Here is a 21,702-nt window from a genome sequence, read left to right on the forward strand (position 1 = left end):
CACGCCGCTTGTGACTATGTTCACAAGGTCCCGGGACGTTGGTCCCGGCTTGGCGGGACCGGCGGCCCGGGGCGCGGTGCGTGTCGCCCGGGTTCGTCCGCACCCCTGTGCGATACTGGGCGGAGCCGGGCGGGCTCCGCATCGCTCACCCGGCGAGCACGAGATCGCGGCACCAGCGGACCGCGGCAGTCGGCGCGCCGACCGGGGCGAAGGGCCCGGTGGCAGGCGCCCGCGCCGCGCACGCGGACCGCGGCCGTGACCGACGACTTCCGTCGCCGGACGACGCGCTCCGGTGCGCTCGTCCCGAGCGACGACCGACCGCCCGACGGGCCGCACGGTGCGGGGCGGTCCCTGTGGCAGCAGGAGCACGACGCGTGACGCTCGACAGCACCTCCGACAGCACCCCCTCAGAGTCGACGGCGGACGCCGCCGCGGACCGGGCCGAGAGCCCGACGACCCCGGCGCGCAAGCCCGCCCGCCGGCGCGCGACGCGCAGCGCGGCACCGCCGCAGACTCCCCCCGCGGTGACGGCTGCTTCCGACGTCGCCGCGCCCGCGGCCACCGCGGACGCGACCCCGGCGCCCGAGGCGCCCGCGACCGCACCCGTGGCCGAGGCCACGACCCCGCCCGCGCGCCGCTCGCGTCGCGCGACCCGCACCACGCCGTCCGTCGCCGCTCCGGCGGCCGACGCGGCTCCCGCTGCGTCCGCCCCGGCCGACGTCCCGGCAGACGCGAGCCCCGCGGCCGCCGACGCCGCGGCGGAGCCGGTGGTGGCAGAGCCCGCCCCGCGAGCCCGCGCGACGCGCCGCGCCCAGGGTGGCGGCAAGAAGGCGAAGGCCCCGGCAGGCGACGCGCCGCTCGACGTCCTCTCCGAGTTCGGCCTCAGCGCACCGCCCGCCGCCGAGCAGGCCCCCGCCCCCGCCGCGGCGGTGGCGCCCGACGCCGACGCCCTGCTGGGAGCCGCCGACGCCCCGCGTCGCGCGAAGCGCACCCGGGCGACGCGTACGACCGCGCAGGCTCCGGCCGTCGAGGCCGCGCCGGTCGCCGAGCCGGACGCCCCGTCCGCTGACACCGCGCCGTCCGGCACGCCGACGACGGCCGAGCCCGTCGAGACGCCCGCCGCGAAGAAGCCCGCGCGCCGCTCGCGCCGCGCGACCTCCGCGGCAGCGGCCCCGGCCGCCGAGACCGCGGCCCCGACCGCCGAGGCTGCTGCCCCGGCGGTGGCCGACGCGCCGTCCGCCGACGAGCCGACGCCCGCCGAGTCGGAGGCGCCGGCGTCCGCGGAGCCCGCGAAGAAGCCGGCGCGCCGCTCGCGCCGCGCCACCTCGAAGCCCGCCGCCGAGGCGGCACCGGAGGCGACCGCCGCGGCCGAGAGCCCGGCCGCGCCCGAGGCCCCGGCCGCTCCCGCGTCGTCGGCCCCGGCCGGCGGCCCGGCGTCGCCCGCCGCGACGGGAGCGGGGACCAGCACCCCGCGCCTCGCGACGACCGCCCTGCTGTTCCAGGCGCCCGACCCCGCCGCCGCGCCGCGCCGTCCGCGTCGCGCGCAGAGCCCGGCCGGGCCGCCGCGCCACGTCGAGCCCGCCGCCCCGGCACCCGCGGCGACGGAGCCGGTCGCCACGACGGAGCCGGTCGCCACGACGGAGCCGACGGCGACGCCCGAGCCCACCACCGGGACCCGCGGCCGTCGCGGCCGGAGGGCGTCGGGGCCCGCGTCCCGCACGGCCGAGCTGCGCACGGCCGAGTCGCGCACGTCCGAGTCGCAGACGGCTGAGCCGTCGACCCCCGTCGAGGAGCCCGCCGCCGCCGAGCTCGTCCTCACGGGCGAGGACGCGGCCGCGGTCGAGGAGATCGAGGCCATCGAGTCCGAGCTCGTCGCCGAGGGCGTCGAGGTGCCCGAGGACGCGTTCGGGCCGGAGGACTTCGTCGAGCTCGACGAGGCGGAGGAGCCCGACGAGCAGCCTGCGGCCGACGACGCCGACTCCGACTCCGACGCCGGCCCGCGCCGCCGCCGCCGTCGTGGTGGCCGCGGGCGTCGTGGTCGCCCGGACGGGGGACGTGACCAGGACCGCGACGAGGACGAGGACGACGCCACGCCGTCGGCGCAGGACGACGAGCCGGCCGACGCGGCCGCGCCGGCCGACGCCGAGCAGACCGACCACGAGGCCGGGGACGAGCAGGGCGAGGACGAGGCGGGCGGCAGCCGCCGCCGTCGCCGCCGCCGCCGCGGGAGCCGGGGCGAGGGCGAGACGACCACGACGCGCTCCCGCCCGCGCGAGCGCAGCCTGGCCGACGAGGTCACCGCACTCAAGGGCTCCACGCGGCTCGAGGCGAAGCGCCAGCGCCGCCGCGAGGGCCGCGACGCGGGTCGTCGTCGCCAGATCATCACCGAGGCAGAGTTCCTCGCGCGCCGCGAGTCGGTCGAGCGGTCGATGGTCGTGCGCGAGCGCGGCGGCCGCACGCAGATCGCCGTGCTCGAGGACGGCGTGCTCGTCGAGCACTACGTCTCGCAGCAGTCGCAGGCGTCGATGGCGGGCAACGTGTACCTGGGCCGTGTCCAGAACGTGCTGCCCAGCATGGAGGCCGCGTTCATCGACGTCGGCAAGGGCCGCAACGCCGTCCTGTACGCGGGCGAGGTGAACTGGGACGCGGCCGGGCTCGAGGGCCAGCCGCGCCGCATCGAGCAGGCGCTCAAGTCGGGCGACTCCGTGCTCGTGCAGGTCACCAAGGACCCGATCGGGCACAAGGGCGCACGCCTCACGTCGCAGATCACGCTCGCGGGCCGCTACCTCGTGTTCGTCCCCGGCGGTGGCATGACCGGCATCAGCCGCAAGCTCCCCGACACCGAGCGCAACCGCCTGAAGAAGATCCTCAAGGAGGTCGTGCCCGACGGCGCGGGCGTCATCGTGCGCACCGCCGCCGAGGGCGCGAGCGAGGAGGAGCTGCGCGCCGACGTCGAGCGCCTGCGCGGCCAGTGGGAGGCCATCGAGAAGAAGTCGAAGAGCGCGTCGGCACCCGCCCTGCTCCAGGGCGAGCCGGACCTCGCGATCCGCGTCGTCCGCGACATCTTCAACGACGACTTCAGCTCGCTCGTCGTCGAGGGCGACGGGGCGTGGTCGGAGATCTCGACGTACGTCGAGGAGCTCGCGCCCGACCTGCGCGAGCGCGTCTCGAAGTGGACGGGCACGCAGGACGTCTTCACGGTGCACCGCGTCGACGAGCAGCTCGCCAAGGGCATGGACCGCAAGGTCTGGCTGCCCTCGGGCGGGTCGCTCGTCATCGACCGCACCGAGGCGATGACCGTCGTCGACGTCAACACCGGCAAGTTCACCGGCTCGGGCGGCACGCTCGAGGAGACGGTGACGCGCAACAACCTCGAGGCGGCCGAGGAGATCGTCCGCCAGCTCCGGCTGCGCGACATCGGCGGCATCATCGTCATCGACTTCATCGACATGGTGCTCGAGTCGAACCGCGACCTCGTGCTGCGCCGCCTCGTCGAGTGCCTGGGCCGGGACCGGACCAAGCACCAGGTCGCGGAGGTCACGTCGCTGGGCCTCGTCCAGATGACGCGCAAGCGCGTGGGCCAGGGCCTCGTCGAGGCGTTCAGCGAGACGTGCGAGCACTGCCACGGGCGCGGGTTCATCGTGCACACCGACCCGATCGAGAAGTCGGGCGGCAACCGCGGCGGCCACGACCACGGCAACCACGGCAACGGCAACGGGAACGCCGGGGGCAACGGGGGCGGCGCCGCCGCCGACGAGCCCGCCGAGGGCGGCCGCTCGCGGTCGCGCCGCAAGCGCGGTTCCGGCTCGGGCGCCTCGGCGCCGAAGGACACCGGGATCACCCTCCCGCAGCCCGCCGTCCCGGTCCTGCCGGAGGTCACGTCGGAGGCGCGGGCCGCGGTCAAGGCCACGCTCGCGACGATCGCGGCCGCCGCGGCGCACGCCCACGAGCACGACGGCGCGGACGACGCGCCGGCTGCCGACACCTCGGCGGAGCCGGGCACGGAGTGATCGATCGCGCACCCGGCGGCGTGCCCCTGTACGCCGCCGGGTCGCGCCCCCGTCTGCGCGGGTGGCGCGCGGACGACCTCGCGGCGTACCGCGAGTGGCTGCGTCCGGAGCACGAGTGGCACCGCTGGGACGGCCCGTACTACCCCGTGCCCGACGACGCCGCGTCCGACGCGGCGGTCGCACGCCTCGCGCTCGCGGCGGCCGCGCAGGCCGCCCGCCCCGACGGTCTCGACGACGACGGCCTCCCGCCGCGCCGCGTCGTGGTCGCCGACGAGGAGGACCGGCTGGTCGGGACGTGCTCCTGGTACTGGGAGTCGGCCGAGACGCAGTGGGCGCGGGTCGGGATCGGCCTCTACGACCCCGCGGTGCGCGGGCGGGGCCTGGGCCGCGACGCGCTCGGAGCCTGGATCGGCTACCTGTTCTCCGTGACCGGGTGGGTCCGTCTGGACCTCGCGACGTGGTCCGGGAACGACGCGATGCTCCGCGCCGGCCGGGCGCTCGGCCTCGTGGAGGAGGCGCGGTTCCGCGACGCCCGCGCCGTCGACGGCGTGCGGTACGACGCCGTCGTCCTCGGCGTGCTGCGCCGGGAGTGGCTCGCCCGGTCCTGAGCCGTTCGCGGGCGTCTTCGTGCACGTCACCCGTACCTGGCATCATGCGCGCATGGGTTACGACCTCTCGGGCCGCCTCGTCGTCGGCGTCGCCTCGTCCGCACTGTTCGACCTCACCGAGTCCGACCGCGTGTTCCGCACGCAGGGGGAGGCCGCGTACCGCGACTTCCAGGAGCGCCACCGCGACGACGCGCTGGCCCCCGGCGTCGCCTTCGGGTTCGTGCGCCGCCTGCTCGCGCTCAACGACCTCGCGCCCTCCGCCGACGACCCGCTCGTCGAGGTCATCGTCATGTCCCGCAACTCCCCGGAGACCGGCCTGCGCGTCATGCGCTCGGTGCGGCACCACGACCTCGACATCACGCGCGCCGTCTTCCGCCAGGGGCGCAGCCCGCACGAGTTCATCCGTCCCCTGCACGTGGACCTCTTCCTCTCGGCCGACGAGCGCTCGGTGCGCGACGCCGTCGACCTGGGCCTGCCCGCGGGGTACGTGCTCGACCCGACGTTCGCCGACGAGGAGGGAGACGAGCTGCGCATCGCGTTCGACTTCGACGGCGTCCTCGCCGACGACTCCTCGGAGCGCCGCTACCAGGACGGTGGGCTCGCGTCGTTCCGCGAGCACGAGGTGCTCAACGCCGACGTGCCGCTCGGCCGGGGGCCGCTGCGCGAGCTCCTCGTCGGTATCCACCGCGTGCAGGTGGTCGAGCGTGAGCGGCACGCGACGGACCCGTCCTACCGGCCGCGCGTGCACGTCTCGCTCGTCACGGCCCGCTCGGCCCCGGCGCACGAGCGCGCGGTCGCGACGCTCTCCTCGTGGGGCGTGACGGTCGACGACGCGTTCTTCCTCGGGGGCGTGGACAAGGGCGGCGTGCTCGAGGTGCTGCGGCCGCACATCTTCTTCGACGACCAGCGCGCCGTGGTCGAGGCGGCGCGCCGGGTCGCGCCGTCGGTCCACGTTCCGTACGGCGAGCTGAACCGCGGCGTCCTGCCGGCCGACCCGGCCCTCGACGCACGGTCGACGCGCGCGGCCGACGTCGCGGCGCCCGCGCCCGGTCGCCGCGAGGCGGCCACCCCGCCCGCGCCCGGTGCGTCGGCGGAGCGCGACGCGGACGACGAGCGGCCGGCGCACGATCCGGCGGGGGAGCGGCCGACGCCCGACCCGGCGGGCGAGCGCACCGCGGAGGACGGCCGTGCGTCGGGCACCGGGACGCGCGAGCTCCCGCTCGTCCGGTCCGTCCCGGGGATCGGCGGGCCCGGGCTCGCCGGGATCGCGGCGGGGGTGCCGGCCGAGCCGACGCCCGCGCCCGAGGGGGAGAAGACGGCACCCGCTCCCGACGCCCCGGCCGACGCCGCCTCCCCGGCGGCGTCCGGCGACGAGCATGCCGACGCACCGACCGGCACGGCGAGCCCTGCCTCGTCCGGCACGACGCTCCTCAGCCGCCGGGACGCCCGGCCCGGCGCCCCGGACCGCGTCTCCGTCCTCGGCCCCGCCGGGGAGCCGAAGCCGCTGCCCGTCCGGCCGTCGTCGAACGGCGGCGCGCGCCACCACTGAGCCGGTGGTTCACTGCTCGCATGAGCGACGCGGCACGCCCGGGCGCCCCCGGGACCGTTCCCGGGGGCGCTGACGCAGGGCCCCCGGCGGCCCGCTCCGGCGGGCGCGTCGAGGTCGTGTGCGGCCCGATGTTCGCCGGCAAGACGGAGGAGCTCCTGCGCCGGGTCCGGCGCGCGGAGGTCGCCGGGCGGCGCGTCGAGGTGGTCGGGCACGTCCTCGACACCCGGCGCGGCACCGGCACGGTGAGCTCGCACTCGGGTCTCGCGATCCCCTCGCGCACCGCCCGCGACGCGCACGACCTCGAGCGGATCGTCCGCGCCGCCGGGCCGCTCGACCTCGTCGCCGTCGACGAGGCGCACTTCTTCGGGCCGGAGCTCGTCGACGTCGTCCAGCGGCTCGCCGACGACGGGCTCGTCGTGGTCGTCGCCGGGCTCGACGTCACGTTCGACGCGCGGCCCTTCGAGCCCCTGCCCACGCTCGCGGCGCTCGCCGAGCGCGTCGACAAGCTCACGGCGGTGTGCGCGGTGTGCGGCGAGGACGCCGCGTTCCACGTGCGCGCCGTCCGGGAGCCGGGGCCCGACGGCCGCGGGGCGGGCGACCCGCTCGCGCCGGTCGCCGCGCACGTGGGCGGCGCCGAGAGCTACGGGGCGCGCTGCCGGGTGCACCTGCCAGGAGCCCCGTGGCGCCGTCAGGACGGCGGCTCGGCCGGTTCCGCCGGGTCCTCGACGAGCGGGACGAACGAGTAGGACCCGTGCTCGCTCACCCGCACCCCGTCCGGGGCGTCGGGGTCGCGCACGACGACGAGCATCGTGTGCCGCACGGGGACGACCAGGCGCCCGCCGGGCACGAGCTGGTCGACGAGGGCGCGGGGGAGGGTCTCGGCGGCGGCGGACACGAGCACCCGGTCGTACTGCTCGCCCGGCGTGCCGAGGACGCCGGGCGTCGCGAGGACGAGGCGTGCCCACGGCGCGCGCACCGCGGCGAGGTTGTCCGCGCCCCACGCGGCGAGGTCGGCGTGGCGCTCGATACCCAGCACGCGCCCGGTCGGTCCGACGAGCCGTGCGAGCAGCGCCGTCGTCCAGCCCGACCCGGCGCCGACGTCGAGCACCCGGGCGCCCGGGACGACGTCGAGCAGGCGCAGCATCGCGGCGACCGTCGACGGCTGCGAGCTGGTCTGACCGTGGCCGATGGCGAGCGGCCGGTCCTGCGCGGCCCAGCGCCGATGCGCGCGGGGGAGGAAGCCGCGGCGGTCGACCGTGCGCATCGCCGCGGCGACGGCGTCGTCCCGGCGCTCGGCGTCGGGCGGGTCCGCGGGGCGCATGCGACCACCTCCACGGCCAGCGTAGGCACGGTGGTTGGCCCGCGCGCCCGGGTTGGCAGGGGGCCCCGAGCGGGAGGCGCCCCGGTGGCGCGGCCACGGGGACGGCGGGATGCTCGACGGGTGCGCGGGCGCATCGGGGCGCCCGCCCTGGACCGGGGAGCCGGCATGAGCGGAACGGTGGCACGGATCACGCACATCAGCGCGCGGTCGGACACGAGCTTCGAGGACGCCGTGCGGATCGGCGTCGAGCGCGCCGCGAGCACGCTGCGCAACGTCTCGGGCGCGTGGGTCAAGGAGCAGAAGGTCGACGTGGCCGACGGCCGCATCACGGCCTGGCAGGTCGTGCTGGAGGTCACGTTCGTCCTCGAGTAGGGTCGGCCGACGATCTCGTCGCGCGGAGGCGCCGCCGTCCGCGCTCCTCGGCGCGAGGCCTGGTCCGCGCCCCGGAGCGGTCGCCCGCGCCGGGGTCGGCGCGCGCCATTTGACCAGGACGCCCTGCGGTCCGTAATCTTGGACGTCGGCGCGCCCAGGCGCGCCGGTCCCGTGTGCCCACGGACGACTCGCACTCGCACGCCGCGGCGTGGTCGGAGTCTCCAAGACGAACTCGCCGTGACGAGCACGCCAAGACTAGGAGAGATGAGCAGCAACGTGGTGTACGCGATCGTCAAGGCCGGTGGCCGTCAGGAGAAGGTTTCCGTCGGCGACATCCTCGTGGTGGACCGGGTGTCCGCCAAGGCCGGTGAGTCCCTCGAGCTGCCCGCTCTCCTGCTGGTGGACGGGGAGAAGGTGACCACCGACGCGGCGAAGCTCGCGAAGGTCAAGGTCACCGCCGAGGTCGTGCGGGACGAGAAGGGTCCGAAGATCACGATCCTGCGGTACAAGAACAAGACCGGTTACCGCCGTCGCCAGGGTCACCGTCAGCAGCTGACCCGCCTCAAGGTCACCGGCATCAAGTGATCTCGCCCGGCGCGAGCTAGCGGCCCCGAGCCGCGCCGCGCCGACGGCACCCTCCCTCAGCAGACCAGCACGAAAGCAGGTTCGTCATGGCACACAAGAAGGGCGCGAGCTCCTCGCGCAACGGTCGCGACTCGAACGCCCAGCGCCTCGGCGTGAAGCGCTTCGGCGGGCAGGTCGTCAAGTCGGGCGAGATCATCGTCCGCCAGCGCGGCACCCACTTCCACCCCGGTGAGAACGTCGGCCGCGGCAAGGACGACACGCTGTTCGCCCTGGCCGCCGGCGCGGTCCAGTTCGGCACCCGTCGCGGCCGCAAGGTCGTCGACATCGTCTCCGCCGAGGGCTGAGCGACAGCCACAGAGGCTTCGAGCAGGAGGGGCGCACCGACGCGGTGCGCCCCTCCTGCCGTTTCCGGCGCCCGTCCCCACGGGCGGCACCACCCGCCGCGACCGCGGCACCGCACGACCCACCTCTGAGAGGATCCCTCCATGGCCAGCTTCGTCGACCGTGTCGTCCTGCACGTCTCCGGCGGCGACGGGGGGAACGGGTGCGCCTCGGTCCGGCGCGAGAAGTTCAAGCCGCTCGCCGGCCCCGACGGCGGCAACGGCGGTGACGGCGGCACCGTCCGCCTCGTCGTCGACTCCCAGACCACGACGCTCCTCGAGTACCACCACTCGCCGCACCGCCACGCGACGTCGGGCACCCAGGGCATGGGCGACGACCGCGACGGCGCCAACGGCGAGGACCTCGTCCTGCGCGTCCCGGACGGCACGGTCGTCAAGTCGCCCGACGGCACGGTGCTCGCCGACCTCGTCGGCGAGGGCGCCGAGTACGTCGTGGCCGAGGGCGGCCGGGGCGGTCTCGGCAACGCGGCGCTCTCGTCCCCGCGCCGCAAGGCGCCGGGCTTCGCCCTGCTCGGCGAGCCGGGCGAGGAGCGGGACGTCGTCCTCGAGCTGAAGACCATCGCGGACGTCGCGCTCGTCGGGTACCCGAGCGCGGGCAAGTCGTCGCTCGTCGCCGCCATCTCCGCGGCGCGGCCCAAGATCGCCGACTACCCGTTCACGACGCTCGTGCCCAACCTGGGCGTCGTGCAGGCCGGGTCGGCGCGCTTCACCGTCGCGGACGTCCCTGGCCTCATCCCGGGCGCGAGCGAGGGCAAGGGCCTCGGCCTGGAGTTCCTGCGCCACATCGAGCGCACCGCGGTGATCGTGCACGTGCTCGACTGCGCGACGCTCGAGCCCGGCCGGGACCCGATCAGCGACCTCGACGTCATCGAGGCCGAGCTCGCGGCCTACGCGCAGGACCTCGAGATCGAGGGCGGGCGGGTGCCGCTCACCGAGCGTCCGCGCCTCGTCGTCCTCAACAAGATCGACGTCCCTGAGGCTCGCGACCTGGCCGAGCTCGTCAAGCCCGACCTCGAGGCTCGCGGCCTGCGGGTGTTCGAGATCTCGACCGCGAGCCACGAGGGCCTGCGCCCGCTGACGTACGCGCTCGCCGAGCTCGTGGAGAAGGCGCGCGCCGAGGCGCCCGCCCCCGAGCCGACGCGCGTCGTGCTGCGGCCGCGCGCGGTCGACGAGGCCGGGTTCACGGTCAAGCGCAAGGGCGGGGCGACCGACTACTGGTTCGAGGTGCGCGGCGCCAAGCCGGAGCGCTGGGTCCGCCAGACGGACTTCTCCAACGACGAGGCCGTGGGCTACCTCGCGGACCGCCTCGCGCGTCTGGGCGTCGAGGACAAGCTGTTCGAGGCGGGCGCCGTCGCGGGCGACGAGGTGCGCATCGGCACCGACGTCAACGCGGTCGTCTTCGACTGGGAGCCGACGCTCATGTCGGGCTCCGAGCTGCTCGGCGGCCCGCGCGGCTCCGACAACCGCCTCGACGAGAGCCTGCGCCCGACCCGCTCGGAGAAGCGGCGCGAGCACCACGAGCGCATGGACGCCAAGGCGGAGGCGCGGCGCGAGCTGTGGACCGAGCGCCAGGCCGGCACCTGGACGGACCCCGAGTCCGACTGACCTGGAGTCCGACCGACCCGGAGTCGTCCGCGCCGACGAGGGCCCGGTTCCCCGTGGGGGACCGGGCCCTCGGCCGTGCCCGGGTCGTCCTCGGCGCGGCCCGGGAGCGGGTCGGTCCCGGGCGCAGGCGTCCTGGTCCGTGAAATCGTGCGCGGCGGCGGCCCTCCGGCGGCGATGATGGGCGCGTGAACGCGCTGTCCTCCCGCTCCGAGATCGCCTCCGCCCGTCGCGTGGTCGTGAAGATCGGCTCGTCGTCGCTCACGGGCGCCGACGGCCACCTCGACCTCGCGGCCCTGCGGGCGCTCGTCGACGTCCTCGCGGCCCGACGCGCGAACGGCGGCCAGGTCGTGCTGGTCACGTCCGGCGCCATCGCCGCCGGCATCGGCCCCCTCGGCCTCGCGACCCGACCGCGCGACCTCGCGACGGCGCAGGCCGCGGCGTCGGTCGGGCAGGGCATGCTCGTCGCCCGGTACGCCGAGGCGTTCGCGGCGCACGGGCTGCGCGTCGGGCAGGTGCTCCTCACCGCGGAGGACACGGTGCGTCGCGGGCACTACCGCAACGCCCAGCGCTCGCTCGAGCGCCTGCTCGACCTCGGCGTCGTGCCCGTCGTCAACGAGAACGACGCCGTCGCGACCGACGAGATCCGCTTCGGCGACAACGACCGTCTCGCCGCGCTCGTCTCCCACCTCGTGCGGGCCGACGCCATGGTCCTGCTCACGGACGTCGACGGCCTGTACGACGGCCCGCCGTCGCGCCCGGGCACGCGGAGGATCGCCGAGGTGCGCTCGCCGGCCGACATCGAGGGCGTCGAGGTGACGGGACGGGGGAGCGCGGTCGGCACGGGCGGCATGCTCACCAAGCTCGAGTCGGTCTCCATCGCGACCGGCACGGGCATCCCCGTGGTGCTCACCAAGGCGCAGCACGCCGCCGCGGCGCTCGCCGGCGAGCCGGTCGGGACCTGGTTCGCCGCGACGGGCAGGCGGACGACGCGCCGTCGGCTCTGGCTCGCGCACGCTGCGCGCACGCGCGGCCGCCTCGTGCTCGACGACGGCGCGGTGCGGGCCGTGCAGGGCGGGCGCGCCTCGCTGCTGCCCGCCGGGGTCACCGCGGTCGAGGGCGAGTTCGACGCCGGCGACCCGGTCGAGCTCGTGGCGTCCGACGGGCGCGTGGTCGCCCGGGGTCTGGTCGCGTTCGAGTCACGCGACATCCCGGACCTCCTCGGCCGGTCGACCACGGAGCTGCGGGCCGAGCTCGGCGAGGGCTACGACCGCGAGGTCGTGCACCGCGACGACCTCGTCCTCGTGCGGCGGCGCGCGCGCTGACCGCGGGCCGGACGGCGCTCCCGGCGCGACGGCCGCCGACGTAGGCTCGGACCATGACCACCACCGAGGACGCGCCCGTCGTCGCGGGCGCCGCCGAGCCCGGGACCGCCGGTCCCGCCGCAGCCGCGACCGACGCTCCGACCGACGTCGCGGCGGCCGTCGAGAGCGTCGCGCGCCGCGCCAAGGTCGCGTCGCGCACCCTGGCGACCGCGACCCGCGCCACGAAGGACGCCGCGCTCCTCGCGCTCGCCGACGCGCTCGTCGCGGCGACCGACGAGATCGTGGCCGCGAACGCCGTCGACCTGGAGCGTGAGCGCGCGAACGGCATGAGCGAGGGGCTGCTCGACCGGCTCGCGCTCGACGCGCCGCGCGTCGCCGCGATCGCCGACGCGCTGCGCGCGCTCGCGGGCCTGCCCGACCCGGTGGGGGAGGTCGTGCGCGGCTCGACGCTGCCGAACGGCCTGCGCCTGCGCCAGCTGCGCGTGCCCATGGGCGTCGTCGGCATGATCTACGAGGCGCGCCCCAACGTGACGGTCGACGCCGCGGGCCTCGCGCTCAAGAGCGGCAACGCGGTGATCCTGCGCGGAGGGTCCGCGGCGGCGAGCTCCAACGAGGTGATCGTCGGCGTGCTGGCCCGTGCGCTCGAGGCGCAAGGGCTGCCCGGCGACCTCGTGCAGTCGATCGACCGGCACGGGCGCCCGGGGGCCGTCGCGCTCATGCACGCGCGCGGGCTCGTCGACGTCCTCGTCCCGCGCGGCGGGGCGGACCTCATCCGCACCGTCGTGCGCGAGTCGACCGTCCCCGTCATCGAGACCGGGGTCGGCAACGTCCACGTGTACGTCGACGCGAGCGCGGACCGGGCCATGGCGCTCGAGATCCTCCTCAACGCCAAGACGCAGCGCGTGGGCGTCTGCAACGCCGCGGAGACGCTCCTCGTCCACGCGGACGCCGCACCCGAGTTCCTCCCGGCCGCGCTCGCCGCGCTCACCGAGGCGGGCGTCGTCGTGCACGGCGACGACCGCACGGCCGGCCTCGCGCCCGCGGGCACCGACGTGCTCGCGGCCACGGACGAGGACTGGGCGACCGAGTACCTCGCGCCCGAGATCGCCGTGCGCGTCGTCGACGACCTCGACGCCGCGATCGAGCACGTGCGGACCTGGACGTCGGGCCACACCGAGGCGATCGTCACGCGCGACCTCGCGGCGTCGGAGCGATTCGTCGCCGAGCTCGACTCCGCCGCCATCATGGTCAACGCCTCGACCCGCTTCACCGACGGCGGCCAGTTCGGCCTCGGGGCGGAGATCGGCATCTCGACCCAGAAGCTCCACGCGCGCGGCCCCATGGGCCTCGCGGAGCTCACGACGACGAAGTGGGTCGTGCACGGGGACGGCCACGTCCGCCCCTGACGCACGGCCCCCGGCGGGTACCTGATACCCGCCGGACGAGGTCCCCGGACGGTCGTGAGAGACTGGTCGGCGACCGGCGCCCGTCCGGTCCGCCGTCGGGCCGGTCCCGGCGGGAGTACCGTTCCATCGCACCACCCCGGCCCGCGGCACGTGCCCGTCCGGCCCGGGGACGACCTTCGAGGAGGACGTCGTGATCTCTGCCGTCGTGCTGGCCGCCGAGGAAGGCGCCGAGGCCGCGTCGCACCTGCCCATCCCGCCGCTCGCCTACGGGCTGCTCGGGTTCGGCGGGCTCGTGGCCCTGCTGCTCGTGACCTACGCGTTCCGCAGCGTCGGCACGCGGCACTGACCCGCCCCGGACGACGGAAGCGCCCGCGACCGATGACGCGTCGATGAGCCCGCGCCGACCCCGCCTGGGGGTGATGGGTGGCACGTTCGACCCCATCCACCACGGCCACCTGGTCGCCGCGAGCGAGGCCGCGGCGCGGTTCGACCTCGACGAGGTCGTCTTCGTCCCCACGGGCAAGCCGTCGTTCAAGCAGCACCAGACCGTCAGCCCGGCCGAGCACCGCTACCTCATGACCGTCATCGCGACCGCGTCGAACCCGCGGTTCACGGTGAGCCGTGTGGACGTGGACCGGCCCGGGCTGACCTACACGGTCGACACGCTGCGCGACCTGCGGGCCGCGCGACCGGACGCCGAGCTGTTCTTCATCACGGGTGCGGACGCCGTCGAGCAGATCCTCACCTGGAAGGATGCCGACGAGCTCTGGAAGATGGCACACTTCGTGGCTGTCTCCCGCCCGGGTCACCAGCTGAGCGTCGAGGGCCTGCCTCCGGGCGTGGTCACGACGCTCGAGGTCCCCGCCCTCGCGATCTCGTCGACGGACTGCCGTCGGCGCGCGGAGGCCGGGCAGCCGGTGTGGTACCTGGTTCCGGACGGCGTGGTCCAGTACATCGCCAAGCACGGTTTGTATCGAGGTCAGCACGATGAGTGACAACGGCAGCAACATGCAGCCCGTCCGCCCGCTCACCCGGCGCGAGATGCGCGAGCGCGAGCAGGCGGCCGCCGCCGAGCGGTCCGCGCAGAGCGCCGCGCCCCCGCCTGCCCCGGCACCGGGTGCGGGCGGCTGGCAGCAGCCGGCGCGCCCGGCCGCGCCGTCCGGCCCGCCGCCGTCGCGCCGCACCCTGCGCGAGACGACCGGCCCGGCGGAGCACCCGGCACAGCCCTCGGTCGTTCGACCCCCGGCCGCATCGGGCGGCATGCGCGGCCTGGACGAGACCGGCCGCCTCACGCCGGTCCAGGAGACGGCCGAGCGCGTCGCGATCCGCCCCCCGGCCCCGACGCCCGTCGTGCCCACGCGCACGTCCTCGCGTCCGCCCGCCGCGACCCCGCGGCCCCCGGTGCCGGGTGCGTCCGGCCCCGTGCGCCCCGCGACGCCGTCGGCTCCGGTCGGCGGTCTCGCCGCGGGCGCGGGCCCCGCGCGTCCCGAGGCGACGCAGCCTCCGCGCCTCTCGGCGTTCGCGGCCCCGCCCACCAGCACTGCCCCGCCCGGCACGCCCGCGCCGGCACCGGCAACGTCCCCGTGGGCGGGCACGCGCGCCCCCGCTCCCGAGCGCGCGCCCGCCCCGGCACCGCCCGCCGAGGCAGGCGGCGCGGCCCTGCCGTGGTCCGCGATCACGGCAGGCTCCGCGCCCGAGCCCGCGAGCGCGGACCGCGAGCAGTCGTCGCCCTTCGGCGGCGTGCGGGAGTCCGCACCTGCTCCAGCCGGCGGTTCGGACGAGCTCTTCCCCCGCGTGCGCGGTCGTGCCGCCGAGCCCGAGGAGTCGGACGACGACGACCTCGAGGACGAGCGGCGCGGCCCGTCGTACACGTGGCTGCACTACCTGATCCTCGTCGCCGTCGCGTTCGTCCTCGGCCTGCTCGTCTGGACGCTCGTGTCCCGCGACGACCCGGGCCTGGCCGTGGAGGACGCGAGCGCCTCGGCCGCCGCCGTGCGGACGTGGGACGACCCCGGCACCCTCGACACCGGCCGCTGACCGGCCGCACCACGAACGGAGACACGTGACCGCCACCGACCGAGCCCTCGAGCTCGCCGTCATCGCCGCCCGGGCGGCGTCCGACCGCAAGGCCGAGGAGATCATCGCGCTCGACGTGAGCGAGCAGCTCGTCCTGACCGACGTGTTCCTCATCGCCTCGGGGTCGAGCGAGCGCCAGGTCTCGGCGATCGTCGACGCCGTCGAGGAGGCCATGCACAAGGCCGGGTCCAAGCCGATCCGCCGCGAGGGCAAGCAGGAGGCCCGCTGGGTCCTGCTCGACTTCGGCGACGTCGTCGTGCACGTGCAGCACGCCGAGGACCGCGTGTACTACGCGCTGGAGCGGCTGTGGAAGGACTGCCCGGTCGTCGAGCTGCCGGAGGACGCGCGCGGCGGCGACGGCACGGCCGACGACACCGACGACACCACGCGCGGCGACGGCGCCATCCGCCTCTCGGGGGAGCCCCTGGCGTGACCGCCGGCACGCTCGTCCTCCTGCGTCACGGTCGCACCGCGTACAACGCGTCGATGCGCCTCCAGGGGCAGGTCGACATCCCGCTCGACGCCGTCGGGCGGTGGCAGGCGGAGCAGGGCGCGAAGGCCCTCGCGAGCGCGCACCGCGCGACGCGCGTCGTCGCGTCCGACCTCGTGCGCGCCGCCGACACCGCGCGCGCGTACGCGGCGGCGATCGGCGCGGACGTCGCGTACGACCCCCGGCTGCGCGAGCGCGGCTTCGGGGAGTGGGAGGGCCTCACGGGCCCGGAGATCGCCGAGCGCTGGCCCGAGGAGTACGCGGCGTGGCGCCAGGGCGAGGAGCCCGTGCGCGCGGGCGCGGAGTCCAAGGCCGACGTCGCGGCGCGCCTCGTCGCGTCCGTGACCGAGCACGTGGAGTCCCTGGAGCGGGACGACACGCTCGTCGTCGTCTCGCACGGCGCCGCGATCACGCTCGCGGTCACCGCGCTGCTCGGCCTGGACCCGGAGGGCTGGCGCGGGATCTCCGGGCTGCACAACGTCCACTGGTCCCACCTGCACCGCTCGGCGCCCGCCGCGACGCCCGCGTGGCGCCTCGTGGCGCACAACGTCGGGGCCGGGTTCCCGCTCGACGAGTGGAACGCGGGACCGGATTGGAATCTGGAGCCAGTTTCTGCGTAGACTAGCGACGCTCCGCAGGACGGGAAACCGGCCGGAGGAGTGCACGACCTGGATCTTCACGGATCCACGGGGCTGTGGCGCAGCTGGTAGCGCACCTGCATGGCATGCAGGGGGTCAGGGGTTCGAGTCCCCTCAGCTCCACCGAAACACCAGGTCGTCGGCCATCTCGGAGTCCTTCTCGAAGGGCGTCAGAGGTGGCCTTTCGGCTTTCTGGCGACAGCCAGAGGCGCGAGCGTGTCTCTGCGCCTCCGTCACCCCGACCTCCCACTCCACGGTGTGCTGCCAGAGCGTTGCGGCACGCGTGAGACCTGGGAAGAATGCGGCGATGCCTGAGAGCCAGCGTTTGCTCGTCCGACCCGCCCAGCCGGGGGACGCCGATCAGGTCTGGCCGCTGGCTCGCGACTTCGCGACGTCGTTTACCCCAGAACGCGCGGCGTTCGACCGGACGTGGCAGAGCCTCGCCGAGACGCCCGGCACGCTGGTCGTCGTCGCCGAGGCGGGCAGCAGGGTCGTGGGCTACCTCTTGGCCAGCTGTCACCTGACCTTCCTGGCCAACGGTCCGGTCGCCTGGGTCGAGGAGGTGATGGTCCACGAGGCTCACCGCCGGTCCGGTGTCGGCCGAGAGCTGATGGGCTGCACCGAGGACTGGGCCCGGGAGCAGGGTGCCGCCTACCTCGCACTCGCCAGTCGTCGCGCGGGGTCCTTCTACCGTGCGCTCGGCTACGAGGATTCGGCCGTCTTCTTCAGGAAGAACCTGGAAGAGGCCTGCGGCGCCGGCTGAGGGCCGCTCGTCGGCCGATGGAGGGTAGCGGCGAGGTTTGGCCCGAACGCCGTCGGCCGACCGGTGGGGATCGTCCTGGCGCGGACTTCGTGATCCACGTTGCTCGTGCGCCGGGGCGCGGGTCTTGGCGCGGCCAGCCGCGCCTGCCACGCTGGTGCGGTGCGACGGCGCTCCGCCCGTCGCGCGGGTACCCGGGGGAGGGCACGCGATGAGGCCACTGCGCTACGCGATCAACGTCACGCTCGACGGCTGCTGCCACCACGAGGCGGGACTGCCGCCCGACGAGGAGTCGATGCGGTTCTGGACCGAGGAGACGGAGCGCGCGGACGCGCTGCTGTTCGGGCGGGTCACCTACCAGATGATGGAGGCGGCGTGGCGCCGTCCGGCGTCGGGCGCGTGGCCGGACTGGATGGGGGAGCGCGACGTCCCGTTCGCCGAGGCGATCGACGGGGCGAGGAAGCACGTGGTGTCGAGCACGCTGCGCGAGGTCGACTGGAACGCCGAGCTCGTCGAGGGCGACCTGGGGGACGCGGTGCGGCGGCTCAAGGAGCAGCCGGGCGGGCCGCTGTTCGTCGGCGGCGTGACGCTGCCGCTCGCGCTCGCGGACCTCGGGCTGATCGACGAGTACGCGTTCCTCGTGCAGCCGGTCCTGGCGGGGCACGGGCCGACGCTGCTGTCGGGGTTGCGCGAGCGCATCACGCTCGAGCTGGTGGACCGGCAGGAGCTGCGCTCGGGCGCCGTCGCGGTGCGGTACCGGCCCGTGACGGCCGTGCCGTGAGCCGGGACGACGACGCCCGGCGCGGCAGGTGCCGGCCGGGCGTGCGTGCGAGGGGGAGCGGGACTACGACGTGCTGACGTGCACGTGGTCGTAGTGGTTCGCGGTCGCGCCGCCGCGGTCCTCCATGCCGGACCACGCGCTCGCCGGGTCGCCGGCCATCCAGATCTTCTGCTGGTAGATGAGGTACGTGATGCCGAGCGAGCCCGCGTTGGCCTGCAGGTAGCGCGCGATGTCCCAGCCGGTCTCGCCGCTGATCATGATGTCGACGGCGCGGCCCGTGCCGTGGTCGCCGTCGTCGCCGGGGCGGATGCCGCCGAAGGTGGTGACCTGGGGGAAGTTGGCGCACACGGAGCGGTAGACGGCGCGCGCGTTGGCGCGCAGCGACGACTCGATCCCGGTGCTGACCGAGCACGCGGCGTCCGAGACGCCGCCGGCGCTCGACCCCCCGACCGCGGCGGCGGCGACCTGGGGCGCCTCGGGCTGCGACTGCGCGAGGAAGCTCGACTTGATCCACGCGGCCGCGCCGTCCCAGACGATCTGGCTCCAGTCGCCCTCGGTGACGCCCGTGACGTCGACGGCGGCGCCGAACTCGGTGGTCGCGACGCGCTCGGCGTCCGGGGACGGCGCGGAGCGCACGTTGACGGCCTCGGTGGTCCAGAGCTGGCCGGTCACGGGCGGCAGGGGCGGGGGCGTCGGGGCGGCCTGGGCGGCCGGCACGACGGCGATCTCCGCCGCGGTCTCGACGACCGGGGGCTCCTGGGGCGCCGTGGGCGGCGCGACGCGCTCGGACGAGCGGCTGGCGGCTCCCGTGCCGCGCTCCACGCTCGCGCCGGCGGTGGGGTCGACGCTCAGCGGAGCGAGGTCGGGGTTGCCCTCCGCAGGCTGGGGGCCCGCGCCCACGGCACCCGCGCCGAGCAGCGTGACGAGCGCCAGCGCGGGGAGCTTGAGCGACCGGACCGGCAGCGTCGGCAGGGCCGGGAGCCGGAAGGAGCGCGCGGTGGCGGGGGCTGCGCTGTGGCGGCCTCGGGACATGGTGCGCTCCGGTTCTTCGTGGGTAGGACGCGCCAATGTAACCAAACCGTGATCTGAGAAGTCCAGTCGGACATTCCGCGCAGCGTTCCCGTTCGACTCATGAGCGGCAGCGCTGAGTCGTATGCGCCGCAGTCGTTGGACGGGCGGAAGGCGGGTTCCTACGCTGGAAGCATGACCGTTCCCTCCGTACCGACCGTGACGCTCAACTCCGGTCACACCATCCCGCAGCTCGGCTTCGGCGTCTTCCTCGTGCCGCCGGACGAGGCCGAGAAGGCCGTGAGCGAGGCCCTCGAGGTCGGCTACCGCCACATCGACACCGCGGCGATCTACCGCAACGAGGAGGGCGTCGGCGCTGCCATCGCGAAGAGCGGCATCCCCCGCGACGAGCTCTTCGTCACCACGAAGCTCTGGAACGACCGCCAGTCGGGCGAGCAGCCGCACGACGCGATCCGCGAGAGCCTCGACAAGCTCGGCCTCGACCACGTCGACCTGTACCTCACGCACTGGCCCGCGCCCGAGCAGGACCAGTACACGAACGCGTGGGCGAAGCTCGTCGAGATCCGCGACGCGGGCCTCGCGCGCTCGATCGGCGTCTCCAACCACCTGCCCGAGCACCTCGACCGGATCGTCGCGGACACGGGCGTCGTGCCCGCCGTCGACCAGATCGAGCTGCACCCGGCCTACCAGCAGCGCGACGTGCTCGCCTGGGCCGACGCGAACGGCACGAAGATCGAGGCCTGGGGTCCGCTCGGCCAGGGCAAGTACCCGCTCTTCGAGAAGCAGGCCGTCGTCGACGCCGCGGCCGCCCACGGCGTGACGCCCGCCCAGGCGGTGCTGCGCTGGCACCTGCAGCGCGGCTTCATCGTCTTCCCGAAGTCGTCGCGCAAGGAGCGCATGGTGGAGAACCTCGACCTCTTCGGGTTCGAGCTCACCGCCGACGAGGTCGCCGCGATCGACGCCCTCGACACGGGTGACGGCTCGGGCCGCGTGAGCGCCCACCCGTCCGAGGTCAACTGACCCGGTCGCCCGCGGCCTCCCGCGAGGCAGCACGCACGACGAGGGGCGCCGTCCGACCGGACGGCGCCCCTCGTCGTGCGCTGGTGGAGAGGCGGCTCAGCCGCACTCGTCGCAGATGCCCGTCGCAGGCAGGACCGTGAAGCACGTGGGGCACACGGCCGGCGGCTTCTCGGGCTCCGCGGAGCGGGCGGTCGTGCGGCGCGGCGTGCGCGTCGCGGGCGCGGCCTTCGCCGTGGCCCGACGCGCGGGTGCGGGGGCCGCCGCGGGGGCGGCACCGGGCACGTCGAACCCGCGCTTGCGCAGCAGGTCCGCGACGCCGACGGGGCTGCTGCGGAACTCCTCGGCGGTCGCGACGCGGCCGGTCGCGTACCGGTGCGCGACGCCGAGGATCGCCTGCGCGTCGTAGACGCGGTCCTCGTGGACGAGCGGGGTGCCGGGGGACGCGGTGAACCCGTAGACCCCGAGGAACGCGTCCCGGCCCCGGTCGTCCCAGTCCGCGAGGGCCTGGAGGATGTGCTGCCGGGTCACTGCCGAGAAGGTTGCCACGGCACGAGCCTAGACCGCCCCGCGGGACCCCTCGGACGACGAGCGCGTGACCTTCCGCACGCGCTCGTGCGGGGCCTTGGACGCCCGCGGATCAGGGCACGGTGTACCCCGCGGCGCGGAACATCTCGTACCACTCCGCACGGGTGAGCGGGACCTCCGAACCGAGCGCGGCGCCGGCGACCCGGTCGGGGCTCGTCGTGCCGAGAACGACCTGCGTCCGCGCCGGGTGGCGCGTGATCCACGCGGTCGCGATCGCGATGGGCGGCACGTCGTACCGGGCGGCGAGGCGGTCGATCACGTCGTTGAGCTCGGGGTACTTCTCGGACCCCAGGAACACGCCCGTGAAGAACCCTGCCTGGAACGGAGACCAGGCTTGGATCGTGATGTCGTGGAGACGGCAGTAGTCGAGGATGCCCTCGTCGCGACTGATCGACTGGTCGAGGGCCTGCATGTTCGCGGCGACGCCCTGCGCGACGAGCGGGGCGTGCGTGACGGAGAGCTGGAGCTGGTTCGCGACGATCGGCTGCTCGACGTACCGGCGCAGCAGCTCGATCTGGCCCGGCGTGTGGTTCGAGACCCCGAACGCCCGCACCTTGCCCGCGGCGTGCAGGTCGGAGAACGCGCGCGCGACCTCCTCGGGCTCGACGAGGGCGTCGGGGCGGTGCAGCAGCAGGATGTCGAGGTAGTCGGTGCGCAGGGCCTCGAGCGAGCCCTCGACGGACGCGACGAGGTGCTCGTACGAGAAGTCGAAGTAGGGGCCCTCGGGCACGATGCCGGCCTTGGACTGGATGACCCACTCCGCGCGCTCGGCGGGGGAGAGGTCGAGCGCCTCGGCGAAGCGACGCTCGCAGCCGTGGAGCTCGGAGCCGTACACGTCGGCGTGGTCGAGGAACGTGATGCCGGCGTCCCGTGCGGTGCGCACGAGGGTGCGGACCTCGTCGTCGGTCTTGTCCTGGATGCGCATGAGGCCGAGCACGACGTCCGGGACGACGATGTCGGTGCCGGTCAGGGTGAAGGTCTTCATCGGTGGAGCTCCTTCGCAGGGTGGGCGGGTCGGGTGCGCGACGTCGGTGTCTGGGATCCGAGAGTGCGCTGCCCCAGGGGGCGTTCCCACGGGTCGGGGGTAGGAAGGGACGTCGTCCGCCCGGGGGCGGGGGTGCCGGACGACCCGAGCGAGCCCGGT

At 75.5% G+C, this 21,702-nt stretch carries 23 protein-coding genes and 1 tRNA gene; 20 read left to right on the forward strand and 4 right to left on the reverse strand.

Going from position 1 to position 21,702, the window contains the following annotated elements; all coding sequences use genetic code 11:
* Positions 1 to 255: 255 nt before the first annotated feature.
* From E1O70_RS20585 to E1O70_RS11405, 5 genes are read left to right on the forward strand one after another with little or no spacing between them, the layout of a single operon-like run.
* Entirely contained in the window at positions 256 to 378 is a 123-nt protein-coding gene (locus E1O70_RS20585; protein WP_255181389.1) for a hypothetical protein, read from the forward strand.
* Complete coding sequence (locus E1O70_RS11390; protein WP_205688644.1) at positions 375 to 4,010, forward strand: Rne/Rng family ribonuclease; 3,636 nt, start codon at positions 375 to 377, stop codon at positions 4,008 to 4,010. Before E1O70_RS20585 ends, E1O70_RS11390 begins: the two co-directional genes overlap by 4 nt.
* Entirely contained in the window at positions 4,007 to 4,618 is a 612-nt protein-coding gene (locus E1O70_RS11395) for a GNAT family N-acetyltransferase (protein ID WP_240696677.1), read from the forward strand. Before E1O70_RS11390 ends, E1O70_RS11395 begins: the two co-directional genes overlap by 4 nt.
* A gap of 52 nt (positions 4,619 to 4,670) precedes the next feature.
* Positions 4,671 to 6,167: a 5'-nucleotidase gene (locus E1O70_RS20125; RefSeq protein ID WP_176573607.1), complete on the forward strand. Its 1,497-nt coding sequence runs from the start codon at positions 4,671 to 4,673 to the stop codon at positions 6,165 to 6,167.
* Between the two features lie 20 nt (positions 6,168 to 6,187).
* A complete protein-coding gene (locus E1O70_RS11405; RefSeq protein ID WP_082774214.1) occupies positions 6,188 to 6,913 on the forward strand; it encodes a thymidine kinase in 726 nt (241 codons plus the stop codon).
* Here the strand turns inward: E1O70_RS11405 and E1O70_RS11410 are convergent.
* The gene (locus E1O70_RS11410; RefSeq protein WP_061266786.1) at positions 6,856 to 7,488 is read right to left on the reverse strand and encodes a protein-L-isoaspartate O-methyltransferase family protein; all 633 of its coding nucleotides are present in this window, start codon (positions 7,486 to 7,488) and stop codon (positions 6,856 to 6,858) included. The genes E1O70_RS11405 and E1O70_RS11410 overlap by 58 nt on opposite strands.
* A gap of 165 nt (positions 7,489 to 7,653) precedes the next feature.
* Here E1O70_RS11410 and E1O70_RS11415 point away from each other — a divergent pair, with 165 nt between their 5' ends.
* From E1O70_RS11415 to E1O70_RS11475, 14 genes are all read left to right on the forward strand, one after another.
* Positions 7,654 to 7,860 (forward strand): dodecin family protein, encoded by a 207-nt coding sequence (locus tag E1O70_RS11415; protein ID WP_021482381.1) that lies wholly within the window; start codon positions 7,654 to 7,656, stop codon positions 7,858 to 7,860.
* 276 nt (positions 7,861 to 8,136) lie between these two features.
* The gene (gene rplU, locus E1O70_RS11420; RefSeq protein WP_198163222.1) at positions 8,137 to 8,445 is read left to right on the forward strand and encodes a 50S ribosomal protein L21; all 309 of its coding nucleotides are present in this window, start codon (positions 8,137 to 8,139) and stop codon (positions 8,443 to 8,445) included.
* 86 nt (positions 8,446 to 8,531) lie between these two features.
* Positions 8,532 to 8,789 carry a 50S ribosomal protein L27 gene (rpmA, locus tag E1O70_RS11425; RefSeq protein ID WP_021482383.1) on the forward strand — a complete coding sequence of 86 codons (258 nt, stop codon included), beginning with the start codon at positions 8,532 to 8,534 and terminating at the stop codon, positions 8,787 to 8,789.
* A gap of 141 nt (positions 8,790 to 8,930) precedes the next feature.
* On the forward strand, positions 8,931 to 10,451 hold the full coding sequence (obgE, locus tag E1O70_RS11430) for a GTPase ObgE (RefSeq protein WP_061266785.1): 1,521 nt from the start codon (positions 8,931 to 8,933) through the stop codon (positions 10,449 to 10,451).
* Positions 10,452 to 10,645: 194 nt separating this feature from the next.
* Positions 10,646 to 11,773, forward strand: a complete 1,128-nt coding sequence (gene proB / locus E1O70_RS11435) for a glutamate 5-kinase (RefSeq protein ID WP_082774219.1) — start codon at positions 10,646 to 10,648, stop codon at positions 11,771 to 11,773.
* Between the two features lie 53 nt (positions 11,774 to 11,826).
* Complete coding sequence (locus E1O70_RS11440; protein ID WP_061266783.1) at positions 11,827 to 13,179, forward strand: glutamate-5-semialdehyde dehydrogenase; 1,353 nt, start codon at positions 11,827 to 11,829, stop codon at positions 13,177 to 13,179.
* Between the two features lie 190 nt (positions 13,180 to 13,369).
* Positions 13,370 to 13,525: a hypothetical protein gene (locus E1O70_RS19905; protein WP_021483496.1), complete on the forward strand. Its 156-nt coding sequence runs from the start codon at positions 13,370 to 13,372 to the stop codon at positions 13,523 to 13,525.
* A 43-nt stretch (positions 13,526 to 13,568) separates the two neighbouring features.
* A complete protein-coding gene (gene nadD, locus E1O70_RS11445; protein WP_031316993.1) occupies positions 13,569 to 14,174 on the forward strand; it encodes a nicotinate-nucleotide adenylyltransferase in 606 nt (201 codons plus the stop codon).
* Entirely contained in the window at positions 14,167 to 15,216 is a 1,050-nt protein-coding gene (locus E1O70_RS11450) for a hypothetical protein (RefSeq protein ID WP_128957476.1), read from the forward strand. The genes nadD and E1O70_RS11450 overlap by 8 nt, the downstream gene beginning before the upstream one ends.
* Positions 15,217 to 15,241: 25 nt before the next feature.
* Positions 15,242 to 15,688 (forward strand): ribosome silencing factor, encoded by a 447-nt coding sequence (rsfS, locus tag E1O70_RS11455; RefSeq protein ID WP_021482244.1) that lies wholly within the window; start codon positions 15,242 to 15,244, stop codon positions 15,686 to 15,688.
* Positions 15,685 to 16,365, forward strand: coding sequence for a histidine phosphatase family protein (locus E1O70_RS11460; protein WP_061266781.1), 681 nt, complete (start codon positions 15,685 to 15,687; stop codon positions 16,363 to 16,365). Before rsfS ends, E1O70_RS11460 begins: the two co-directional genes overlap by 4 nt.
* Before the next feature lie 68 nt (positions 16,366 to 16,433).
* Positions 16,434 to 16,506: transfer RNA gene (locus E1O70_RS11465), tRNA-Ala, on the forward strand.
* A gap of 184 nt (positions 16,507 to 16,690) precedes the next feature.
* Positions 16,691 to 17,146: a GNAT family N-acetyltransferase gene (locus E1O70_RS11470; protein ID WP_061266780.1), complete on the forward strand. Its 456-nt coding sequence runs from the start codon at positions 16,691 to 16,693 to the stop codon at positions 17,144 to 17,146.
* A gap of 208 nt (positions 17,147 to 17,354) precedes the next feature.
* On the forward strand, positions 17,355 to 17,924 hold the full coding sequence (locus E1O70_RS11475) for a dihydrofolate reductase family protein (protein WP_034651126.1): 570 nt from the start codon (positions 17,355 to 17,357) through the stop codon (positions 17,922 to 17,924).
* Between the two features lie 63 nt (positions 17,925 to 17,987).
* Here the strand turns inward: E1O70_RS11475 and E1O70_RS11480 are convergent, their stop codons facing one another.
* Entirely contained in the window at positions 17,988 to 18,956 is a 969-nt protein-coding gene (locus E1O70_RS11480) for an SH3 domain-containing protein (protein ID WP_061266779.1), read from the reverse strand.
* A gap of 171 nt (positions 18,957 to 19,127) precedes the next feature.
* Between E1O70_RS11480 and E1O70_RS11485 the strand changes: the two genes are divergently transcribed.
* Positions 19,128 to 19,973, forward strand: a complete 846-nt coding sequence (locus E1O70_RS11485) for an aldo/keto reductase (RefSeq protein WP_061266778.1) — start codon at positions 19,128 to 19,130, stop codon at positions 19,971 to 19,973.
* Between the two features lie 96 nt (positions 19,974 to 20,069).
* Here E1O70_RS11485 and E1O70_RS11490 read toward each other — a convergent pair whose 3' ends face one another.
* Entirely contained in the window at positions 20,070 to 20,519 is a 450-nt protein-coding gene (locus tag E1O70_RS11490) for a ScoMcrA-related endonuclease (RefSeq protein ID WP_034651120.1), read from the reverse strand.
* A gap of 91 nt (positions 20,520 to 20,610) precedes the next feature.
* Positions 20,611 to 21,543 carry an aldo/keto reductase gene (locus E1O70_RS11495; RefSeq protein ID WP_061266777.1) on the reverse strand — a complete coding sequence of 311 codons (933 nt, stop codon included), beginning with the start codon at positions 21,541 to 21,543 and terminating at the stop codon, positions 20,611 to 20,613.
* Between the last annotated feature and the right edge of the window lie 159 nt (positions 21,544 to 21,702).

This window comes from Cellulosimicrobium funkei (assembly GCF_004519295.1).
GTDB classification, from domain to species: domain Bacteria; phylum Actinomycetota; class Actinomycetes; order Actinomycetales; family Cellulomonadaceae; genus Cellulosimicrobium; species Cellulosimicrobium funkei.

Excerpts from the sequence above, each read along its gene's own strand:
- E1O70_RS11405 (WP_082774214.1), top strand. The coding sequence starts at position 6,188 with ATGAGCGACGCGGCACGCCCGGGCGCCCCCGGGACCGTTCCCGGGGGC.
- E1O70_RS11440 (WP_061266783.1), top strand. The coding sequence starts at position 11,827 with ATGACCACCACCGAGGACGCGCCCGTCGTCGCGGGCGCCGCCGAGCCC.
- E1O70_RS11470 (WP_061266780.1), top strand. The coding sequence starts at position 16,691 with ATGCCTGAGAGCCAGCGTTTGCTCGTCCGACCCGCCCAGCCGGGGGAC.
- E1O70_RS11450 (WP_128957476.1), top strand. The coding sequence starts at position 14,167 with ATGAGTGACAACGGCAGCAACATGCAGCCCGTCCGCCCGCTCACCCGG.
- rpmA (WP_021482383.1), top strand. The coding sequence starts at position 8,532 with ATGGCACACAAGAAGGGCGCGAGCTCCTCGCGCAACGGTCGCGACTCG.
- E1O70_RS11410 (WP_061266786.1), bottom strand. The coding sequence starts at position 7,488 with ATGCGCCCCGCGGACCCGCCCGACGCCGAGCGCCGGGACGACGCCGTC.
- E1O70_RS11475 (WP_034651126.1), top strand. The coding sequence starts at position 17,355 with ATGAGGCCACTGCGCTACGCGATCAACGTCACGCTCGACGGCTGCTGC.
- E1O70_RS11415 (WP_021482381.1), top strand. The coding sequence starts at position 7,654 with ATGAGCGGAACGGTGGCACGGATCACGCACATCAGCGCGCGGTCGGAC.
- obgE (WP_061266785.1), top strand. The coding sequence starts at position 8,931 with ATGGCCAGCTTCGTCGACCGTGTCGTCCTGCACGTCTCCGGCGGCGAC.
- E1O70_RS11480 (WP_061266779.1), bottom strand. The coding sequence starts at position 18,956 with ATGTCCCGAGGCCGCCACAGCGCAGCCCCCGCCACCGCGCGCTCCTTC.
- E1O70_RS20125 (WP_176573607.1), top strand. The coding sequence starts at position 4,671 with ATGGGTTACGACCTCTCGGGCCGCCTCGTCGTCGGCGTCGCCTCGTCC.
- E1O70_RS11495 (WP_061266777.1), bottom strand. The coding sequence starts at position 21,543 with ATGAAGACCTTCACCCTGACCGGCACCGACATCGTCGTCCCGGACGTC.
- E1O70_RS11485 (WP_061266778.1), top strand. The coding sequence starts at position 19,128 with ATGACCGTTCCCTCCGTACCGACCGTGACGCTCAACTCCGGTCACACC.
- nadD (WP_031316993.1), top strand. The coding sequence starts at position 13,569 with ATGAGCCCGCGCCGACCCCGCCTGGGGGTGATGGGTGGCACGTTCGAC.